This window comes from Streptococcus sp. A12, assembly GCF_905372335.1.
GTDB lineage: Bacteria > Bacillota > Bacilli > Lactobacillales > Streptococcaceae > Streptococcus.
In genome coordinates this window covers 1-5,428 of record NZ_CAJPOU010000077.1, presented here as the reverse complement: position 1 = coordinate 5,428, position 5,428 = coordinate 1, and the positions used below count along the sequence as shown (strand labels likewise).

Below are 5,428 nucleotides of genomic sequence, written 5' to 3'. Positions count from 1 at the left end.
CCTTGTACATAGTTCCAAGTACCGTGTTGAGCGACCACTAGCCAGATACTATCGGTATAGATAAAGAGCAGACCAGCTAGCACCCCATCAAGTATGATATTCAGAACGGATAAGAAGGTCACTCCTGAATTTCCCAGATGAAGAAAGCCAAAGAGACTACTAGAAATCGCGATTGCTAAGGGTAGATTAGCTCTTGCTGCAATCCGAGTTAGGAGCCAACCCCGCGTCGCTACTTCTTCCGTCCCTCCTTGAAGGAGCCAAAATGGGAACAAGCCTAGAATAAATAGGATGGGTTCTAAACTTAATTCATTAAGCTCAAAAGAACCGATTCCCCCCACCTGGTAGACAAGGGCAATCACACCCATTTGAAGCAGTGAAAGCAAGATTCCCCAACCTAGATACTTGAGCCAGTTCTTTTTTATAAAACCTAAAGTCGATAAGGGGTTCTTCTCAATGAACTTCACCCAAAAAATAAAGAGTAAGAGGATGAATACAAAACTGAAGAGCTCATAATAAAGAAAATAATGGTAGAAAAATTCTTGGACACTTGCTCCTCCATTGCCTGGTGAAAAGAGCTCTGTTAAAAACTCTATGACTAGAGAAAATGGTTCTACAAACTCACTCCCAAACCAAAGCCCACCTTCAACAAATAGGAAGGTTAAAAACACATAGAATAGTGTAGAAACAAGTACTGGCCATGAGGTGTTAGTTTTTATATCTTGAATTATGTTACCTTTCTTCATTATCTTCCTCCTTTTATCTTATAGTTTCATTGTAGCAAAGAAAATCAGAGACTGCAATATTTAATGATGTTAGAAAACCTAACATTAATTAGTTAAAATTCTTGATTTAAATATTCATTTGTGGTATGATAAACCTTATAAAAAATAAATGATTGAAATTCATACTTGTTTTCAGTATGAATTCTTTGTTTTTTTAAAGCCCTCTTAGGGTATCCCTTCCATTGATCTTCTTTAGACCAGTGGATTAGATATAAAGGAGAACGAAATGAAGAAAAAACTAGTAGCATGTTTGCTTTTCTTATTTCCACTATTCGCCTTTGCGAGTCAAGCACAGGCTGAAACTGTAAAAGTCGTTTTCGATACGGCTTATGCACCCTTCGAATTCAAAGACTCAGACCAAGTTTATAAAGGTATTGATGTAGAAATCTTGGATAAGGTCGCTCAAATCAACGGTTGGACCTTAGAAAAGTCATTCCCAGGCTTTGATGTAGCGGTCAATGCAGTTCAAGCTGGTCAAGCCGATGCCATTATGGCAGGGATGACCAAAACCAAGGAACGTGAGCAAGTTTTTGCGATGTCTGATACCTACTATGATACAAAAGTCGTGATTGCGACCAAGAAAGCTAACAAAATCACTTCCTATGACCAGCTCAAAGGAAAAACGGTCGGAGTCAAAAACGGAACAGCTGCTCAACGCTTCCTTCAGAAGAACAAAGATCAGTACGGTTATACAATCAAGACATTCGATACCAGTGATTTGATGAACAATAGTTTATCAACCGGTGCAGTGGATGCCATTATGGACGACCAACCTGTTATCGAATATGCCATTAAGCAAGGCCAAGATCTTTCTATTAATATGGAAGGAGAAGCTGTTGGAAGCTTTGCTTTTGGGGTCAAAAAAGATGGGTCCCATGAAAACCTTATTAAACAATTCAATACTGCCCTTGCTCAAATGAAGAAAGATGGTACTTTAGACCAAATTATTGAAAAATGGACTGGAAGCAGCCAATCATCATCTTCAACAACGACTACCGCCAGCACTTCTGCTGTTCCTGAAACGAGCACAAAAGCAGGCCAAAAAGCAACTCCTAAGAAGAAAAAATACAAAATTTCTAGTGATTCCTCTTTTGCTCCCTTCGTATTCCAAAATGATCAAAGTAAATACACTGGGATTGATATGGAATTAATTAAGGCCATTGCCAAAGACCAAGGCTTTACTCTAGAAATTAGCAATCCCGGTTTTGATGCCGCAGTCAGTGATGTTCAGAACGGAAATGCGGACGGAATGATTGCCGGCATGACTGTGACAGATGCACGTAAGGCAACCTTTGACTTTTCTGATCCATACTATACAACAAATTCAATTCTTGCTGTTCAAGAGACTAGTAACATTTCTTCCTACGAAGACCTAAAAGGAAAAACAGTCGGTGTCAAAAATGGTACTGCTTCTCAAACTTTCCTCGAGGAAAACAAAAGTAAGTATGGCTATAAAATCAAAACCTTCTCAGATGGGGCTTCTATGTATGACAGTTTGAACTCAGGTTCTGTAGCTGCCATCATGGATGACGAACCTGTTATCAAATACGCCATTAAACAAGGACGTAAATTCAAAACACCTATCGAAGGTACTCCAAGTGGTCAAATTGCCTTTGCTGTTCAAAAAGATTCTAATCCTGAATTGATTGAAATGTTTAACAACGGTTTGGCCAACTTAAAAGAAAGTGGCGAATACCAAAAAATCTTGGATAAGTACCTTTCAAGCGATAGCGAAGAAAGCACAGAATCTACCTCAGTGGATGAAACAACTATCTGGGGCTTGCTCCAAAACAACTACAAACAATTGTTAAGTGGACTTGGGGTCACTATTGCACTAGCACTTCTATCATTTGCGATCGCTATGGTGATCGGGATCATCTTTGGAATGTTCAGTGTGAGTCCTTATAAATGGCTTCGTTGGACTGCTGAGATCTTCGTCGATGTCATCCGTGGTATCCCACTGATGATTCTTGCTGCCTTTATCTTCTGGGGAATTCCTAATTTGATCGAGTCCATGACTGGTCACCAATCCCCAATCAATGACTTCCTTGCAGGTACCATTGCTCTCTCACTCAATGCTGCTGCTTATATTGCTGAGATTGTTCGTGGTGGGATTCAAGCCGTACCAGCCGGACAGATGGAAGCTAGTCGAAGCCTCGGGATTTCATACAGCAAGACCATGCGCAAGATTATCTTGCCTCAAGCAACTAAACTGATGCTTCCAAACTTTGTCAACCAATTCGTTATTGCACTGAAAGATACGACCATCGTGTCTGCGATCGGATTGGTCGAGCTCTTCCAGACTGGTAAGATTATCATCGCTCGAAACTACCAAAGTTTCAAGATGTATGCGATCCTTGCGGTCTTTTACCTCGTCATCATTACCTTATTGACACGCTTTGCAAAACAATTAGAAAAGAGGGCTAACTAATGGCTAAATTAAAAATTGATGTCCATGACCTCCACAAATATTACGGTGAAAATGAGGTCCTAAAAGGCATCTCAACAAAATTCTACGAAGGAGATGTGGTTTGTATCATCGGACCATCTGGTTCTGGTAAATCCACCTTCCTACGCAGTCTTAACCTTCTTGAAGAAGTAACCAAGGGACAGATTACCGTGAACGGCTATGACCTTACTGACCCTAAAACAAACATTGATATCGTCCGTGAAAATGTCGGGATGGTCTTCCAGCACTTCAACCTCTTTCCTCATATGAGTGTTATCGAAAACATCATGTTTGCTCCTTTGGAGCACAAACGCATGAGTCGTGAAGAAGCTAAGGAATTAGCGATGGAACTCTTGGAAAAGGTTGGACTGGCTGACAAAGCTGATGTCTCTCCTGATAGCTTGTCAGGTGGTCAGAAACAACGGGTGGCCATTGCGCGTGGTTTGGCAATGAAGCCAGACGTCATGCTCTTTGACGAACCGACTTCTGCCCTTGACCCTGAGATGGTCGGAGATGTACTGAACGTTATGAAAGACTTGGCTAAACAAGGCATGACCATGATTATCGTTACCCACGAGATGGGATTTGCGCGCCAAGTGGCCAATCGTGTCATCTTTACCGCTGATGGGGAATTCCTCGAAGATGGCAAACCAGACCAAATCTTCGACAACCCACAACACCCACGTTTGAAAGAATTCTTGGATAAAGTCTTAAACGTTTAATAGAAATAAAAACTGGAGTTAAACCTCCAGTTTTTTTCTTTTTCCAATTATGAAAAATATTGAAAAATTTCATTTAAATAACTTGCTAAATGAAGCAAAAAACTATACCATAGTAGAGTGTCTTTTGACCAAATATGTGACTGAAGGATGATTATGAAAAAATTATTAGAAAAGGTTAGTATCCTTTCTTTATCTCTTGTATTAACGACGTCTTTTTCGATTTCTAGTGCACTTCCCCATATGTTTGAATGCTATAAGGATCTCCCTAAAAGTCAAATCGAACTCTTGGTATCCCTTCCATCCGCTGGGATTATGCTTACCCTCTTCCTCAACACCTTTATCGAACGCTTCTTGGATGAGAGAAAGATGATTATCACTGGTCTGTTAATCCTCTCAATCTTCGGAATGGTCCCTTTCATTAACCAAGCTTATCCTATCCTCTTCATCTCTCGTTTCATCTTTGGAATGGGTGTCGGTTTGATCAATGCTAAGGCTATTTCCATTATCAGCGAACGCTATCATGGACGTGAACGAGTCCAAACTCTTGGATTTCGTGGTTCTGCCGAGGTCGTAGGAACAGCCCTCGTCACTTTATTGGTCGGCTTCCTCCTCCAATTCGGCTGGACTTCTAGCTTCCTAGCTTACGGGGCAGGCTTAATCGTTCTCTTTCTCTTCATGACCTTTGTCCCTTACCACCAGCAAGAAGAAAGTCAGCATACACAAGCCAATTATAAAGAACCACTCCAAAAAGAAGAATGGAAGTTAACTATTATTTTGGCCATTGTAGCCGCAATGATTGTCCTATGCAACGTCGGAGTAACTCTACGCATTCCAAGTATTGTCGCCTACACGTTCAAGGATCAACATAATTCAGCTAGCTTCATTCTAAGTGCTATGCAACTAATCGGAATTCTAGCTGGTCTCACCTTCTCTGGTCTTGTACATTTGTTCAAGAGCAAATTGATCACTTATGCCGGGATTGCTTACGGATTCTCCATGATGGCTGTAGCCCTTTCTCCAAGTATCCCTCTTCTTGCTCTATCCGCCCTCTTCTCCGGCTATACGTATAGCACTGCTCTCACCATGGTTTTCCAAATCTTGTCAGCCAAGATTCCTGCTAAACGGTTAAACCAGGTGACCTCTGTAGCCGTCTTGGGTTGTAGCTTTGGAGCGGCCATTACACCTTTCGCCCTCAATACCATTGGTATCATCTCCGACAGCAACGCTTTCATTTTTACCGTATTAGGTATTGCTATGGCACTCCTAGCCTTCTCTCTTCTCTATCTTTTAAAAGATCAGCAGGATTAAACAAACTATTATTTTACATAAAACAGCTAGATACTTTTCAAAAGATAACTTATTTTGCCATTTAAGAAGATAAAAAACTTTCCGCTGTGAGAAAAGTGCCTGAAACACAATGGTTTCAGGCACTCGGGAGTTTTGAGACCTTAGGCTCAAAACTAAGTCATGGAACT

Annotated in this window: 4 protein-coding genes; 3 read left to right on the top strand and 1 reads right to left on the bottom strand. The window is 40.9% G+C overall.

Annotation, left to right across the window (positions count from 1 at the left end):
• On the bottom strand, positions 1 to 743 hold a 743-nt coding region (locus tag QZ158_RS07650), incomplete at its 3' end, for a CPBP family intramembrane glutamic endopeptidase (protein WP_293887321.1).
• Between the two features lie 265 nt (positions 744 to 1,008).
• Here QZ158_RS07650 and QZ158_RS07645 point away from each other — a divergent pair.
• From QZ158_RS07645 to QZ158_RS07635, 3 genes are all read left to right on the top strand, one after another.
• Positions 1,009 to 3,213: an ABC transporter substrate-binding protein/permease gene (locus tag QZ158_RS07645; protein WP_293887319.1), complete on the top strand. Its 2,205-nt coding sequence runs from the start codon at positions 1,009 to 1,011 to the stop codon at positions 3,211 to 3,213.
• Positions 3,213 to 3,953, top strand: coding sequence for an amino acid ABC transporter ATP-binding protein (locus tag QZ158_RS07640; protein ID WP_048690604.1), 741 nt, complete (start codon positions 3,213 to 3,215; stop codon positions 3,951 to 3,953). The genes QZ158_RS07645 and QZ158_RS07640 overlap by 1 nt, the downstream gene beginning before the upstream one ends.
• Positions 3,954 to 4,106: 153 nt before the next feature.
• Positions 4,107 to 5,261: an MFS transporter gene (locus tag QZ158_RS07635; RefSeq protein ID WP_293887316.1), complete on the top strand. Its 1,155-nt coding sequence runs from the start codon at positions 4,107 to 4,109 to the stop codon at positions 5,259 to 5,261.
• Positions 5,262 to 5,428: the final 167 nt, after the last annotated feature.